The 3,937-nt window shown below is 75.7% G+C and carries 2 protein-coding genes; both read right to left on the bottom strand.

Features of this window, described 5'->3' with window-relative positions; genetic code table 11:
* Window positions 1-131 precede the first annotated feature (131 nt).
* Window positions 132-2,405, bottom strand: coding sequence for a protein kinase domain-containing protein (locus EAO73_RS35525; protein ID WP_147975646.1), 2,274 nt, complete (start codon window positions 2,403-2,405; stop codon window positions 132-134).
* A gap of 61 nt (window positions 2,406-2,466) precedes the next feature.
* On the bottom strand, window positions 2,467-3,937 hold a 1,471-nt coding region (locus tag EAO73_RS35520; RefSeq protein ID WP_147975645.1), incomplete at its 5' end, for a PQQ-binding-like beta-propeller repeat protein.

Raw genomic sequence — 3,937 nt, 5'->3', positions numbered from 1 at the left:
CCCCTTCCCGAACCCGGGGCTCCGCCCCGGACCCCGCGCCTCAAACGCCGGCGAGGCTGGAAGTGGCCGCGCGGCACAATCAAGCCCCTCCGGCGATCGAGGAGCGGGGGTACGGGGCCAACGGCCCCCACTCATGGGGCGTACGCCGACACCACCACCCCGTTCCCGAAGCTCGCGAGCACCGTGTCGCCCTGGGCCAGGAACGACACCGATCCCGGGTCCAGGCGTTCGCCCGTCCCCGTGTCCGGCCAGCCCTTGATCTCTGCCGCGCCCCGTGTTTCCACCTCGCCCTCGGAGGCGAGGGGGACGACCGTCGGGCCGTACCACTTCATGATCATCACTTGGTCGCCGACCACGGCCGGCACGCCCCAGTCCGCGGCGAACTCGTCGCATTCGCAGGTCGACCAGCGCATCTCGCCGGACGCCAGGTCCAGCGCGTAGATCCGGTCCGGGCTGCTGACCACGACCGTGCCGTCGGCGGCCAGCGCGGGGCGGTACGCGATGTCCACGCCGGGGAGGAGCGTGCGCCGGCTGCCGGGGGACGTCACGTCGACCACGGTCAGGCCGTCCGCGCTCGGGCAGAGGAGCCGGCGGCCCTGCAGGACGGGCTGACGGCAGGCGACCTCGCCCGCCGGGAGGCCCGCCGTGCGGGAGCCGTCCGACGCCTTCAGGACGGTGACCGCGTTCCCGGCCACGACGAGCCTGCCCTCGTCCAGGAGCAGTTCGGGGGTCTCGGACGGCTCTCGCCACTCCTTGTCCCAGAGCCGGTCGTGGCCGCCCGTCAGACGGCGCGCGGTCAGCCGGACCGTCGCGGAGCCCCGGGCACTGGTGGCGTAGTACAGGGTGTCGCCGGACTGTACGGAGTCGGCCACGGCGACCCCGTCCGGCAGCGGTTCGCGCCACTTCTCGGCGCCGTCGGACAGCCCGCGCGCCACCAGGGCGCTGCCCTCGAAGGCGTACACCGTGCCGTCCAGGACCGCCGCCACCGACGTGGATCCGGACTCGGTCCGCGCGCCGCGCCACAGCCGCTTGCCGTCCGCCGCCGCCAGCGCGGTGATCCGGTGCGGGCCGGCGCACACCAGTGACATACCGGCGTACACGCATGCGACCCGGCCGTCGTCCACCTGGGCGTGCCACGCCCGCCAGCCCTCCGGGCGGTTGGCGACATCGGCCGCCGCCGTGCCGAAGTCGCCGGTGCGGCCCGGGTCCGCGTGCGGGAAGACGACCTGTCCGGCGCCCCCGGTGGACACCGCCCCGGAGGCGGACGCCGTCGGCCGGGTGCCCCCGCCGGTGTCGTCCTGCCCGTCGTCACCGGAGAGGAGCCCCGGGAGGAGGACCGCGCCCAGGGCGACGCACACCGCCGTCGCCAGAGCGACAAGGCCGAGCCGCAGCCGCCCGCCGCCCTTCCGGTCCCCGGGCACCGCCACCGGCACGACCGGCGTGCGGGCGAACGCCGGGTGGTGGGGCGGGAGCGGCGGGGCGACCGGGGTGAGCATGGCCTCGCGTGCGCAGGCGTCGGCCGCCGCCGCGTGGGCGGCCAGCTGACCGCGTACCGCGTCGGTCCACGGGAAGGCTCCGGCGGCGGGCCCCTGCGGCAGCAGCAGGTCCGCCAGCCGGCGGGGCGTGGGCCGGGCGTCGGGGTCGCTGTGCAGGCACGCCTCGATCACCGGGCGCAGGTCGGGCGGTACGCGGGAGAGTTCGGCCTCGCCCCGCGAGATCCGGAAGATCACGGCGGCCATGTCGGAGTCGTCGAACGGCCCGTGCCCCGTCGCCGCGAACGCCAGGACCGCGCCCAGGCAGAACACGTCGGAGGCCGACACCAGGGCGCGGGAGCCGTTGACGTGCTCGGGCGAGATGTAGCCGGGGCTGCCGACGACGACGCCGGTACGGGTCAGCTGGGTGGCGTCGAAGGCCTGGGCGATCCCGAAGTCGATGACCTTGGGCCCGTCCGGCCCGAGGAGCACATTGCCCGGCTTCAGGTCGCGGTGCAGGACGCGCACGGCGTGCATGTCCGCGAGGGCCAGGGCCAGACCGGCGCCGAGGGCCCGGACCGCCGGTCCGGGGAGCGGCCCGCCCCGGGCCACCGCTTCGGCGAGCGACGGTCCGGGCACGTATTCGGTGGCCAGCCACGGCAGCCGGCCGCTCGCGTCGCCTCCCACGAGCGCGGCGGTGTGCGGGCTGCGGACGGCCTCGGCGGCGGCGATCTCGCGGCGGAAGCGGAGCCGGAAGCCGTCGTCGAGGTCCAGGTCGGGCCGGATGGTCTTCAGGGCGACGAGGCCACCGGGGACCCGCGCGCCGGCGGGCCGGGCGAGATACACCTCGCCCATGCCGCCCGCGCCGAGCAGGCCGATCAGCTGGTACGGCCCGACCAGACGGGCCCGCCCGGCCGGCAGGGGCTGGATCACGGTGCGTTCTCCTCGGTCGTACGGGATGGTCCGGTCGTACGTACGCGTACGTCGTGCGGGATCAGCCCGGCAGCCGCACGGAGACCGTCGTGCCGTCGTCGTACACGATGTGCACCGCTCCGCCCACCGGCAGCACCCGGGGCGGGAGCAGTTCCTTGCCCAGCTCGATGCTCTGGGCCCTGTCGTAGTCGGGGGTCGCGCTCGGGCCGGGGGCGCCGGGGACCTCGGTCCTCCTCAGGGGGCCGAGCGTGCCGTCCGGACGCAGGACGACCGTGTACAGCGTCGAGGTGTCCGCCCAGACGAGGGTGTCGGCGACGATCAGCGGGACGGAGACCGGGTTGCTCATCCCCTTCTCCGGGTGGAGCGTCAGCGGGAAGCGGCCGAGGGTCCGGCCGTCCTCCTGGCTCACCACGGCGATCTCGTCGGGCACGCTCTCGACGTACTCGTCGCCCCGGGTCAGGACGATCACCCGGTCGTCGAGCGCGCTGAGCGTCGCACCGGACACCAGCCCGGCGTCCAGCTCCAACCGCCCCCGCGTCCTGAGGTCGCCGGCGGTGAACCGCAGTACGGCGACGTCCTTGCCGAAGCCGTGGTCGCCCTCGTCGTTGGGCACGAACGTCGTGCAGAACGCGGAGGTACCGCGCACCCGCAGGTCCGCACAGCCGGAGTTCACGGACTCCTGCCCGGCGTCGCCCCCGGCGGTGCCCAGCAGCCTGCCGTCCTCGGGCCGAAAGGCCTTCGGGCCGTCCAGGCCGATCGCGTACACGACTTTGCCGTCGGTGGCGACGGGCCAGAAGTTGCCCTTCTGCGCCATGGCGATGTCCTCCTGCGCCAGCCGCTTCCGCCACTTCTCGGCACCGGTCCCGCGGTCGTACGCGGCGAGTTCGGCCCCCTCGTCCGCCGAGGCGGCGGCGAAGACGCGGTCGCCGACGACCAGCGGCGCGCTCTCCAGGGCCAGCGCGCCGCCGGACCGGGCCTCCCAACGGCCCTTGCCCGTGCGGGCGTCCAGCGAGTGGAGGCGGCCGCCGACGGCAAGCAGGACGGTGTCGTCGTACACCGTGGGCACGGTGGCCCCGGCCGGCATGAAGAACGCGCCGCTGGGCCCGTAGCCCGCCTGCCGGCCGGACATCTCCTGGCCCGAGTCGAACGTCCACATGTGGTGCCCGTCGGCGGCCGACAGCGCCTCGTACGTGCCGTCGATCAGCCGGCACACCAGCACGTCACGGCCCGCCGAGCAGCCGAGCGGGGGCTCGGCGAACTTGCCCCGCCAGGGCTTCTTCCAGCCGGCGGGGCGTACGTCACGGCCGTAGGGGACGGTGCCCGAGGCGTCCGGGCCGCCCTTCTCGCCCACGCCCGCCACGATGGCGGCAGCCCCGCCCCCGCCGGGCGACGCCTCGGCGGGGCCGCCGCCGCGCTCGCGCCATCCCAGGTACCCGCCGGTGGCCGCGCCCAGCAGAACCAGAGCGGCCAGCGCGGCCCACAGGGCGCGGCGCGGGCGGTGCGCGGGCGGGGGGAGGCCGGGGCCCTGGGTG

The organism is Streptomyces sp. col6, from assembly GCF_008042035.1.
Classification (GTDB): domain Bacteria; phylum Actinomycetota; class Actinomycetes; order Streptomycetales; family Streptomycetaceae; genus Streptomyces.
Note: the sequence above shows the minus strand (reverse complement) of the source record. Positions and strands in the feature narration are given on the sequence as shown.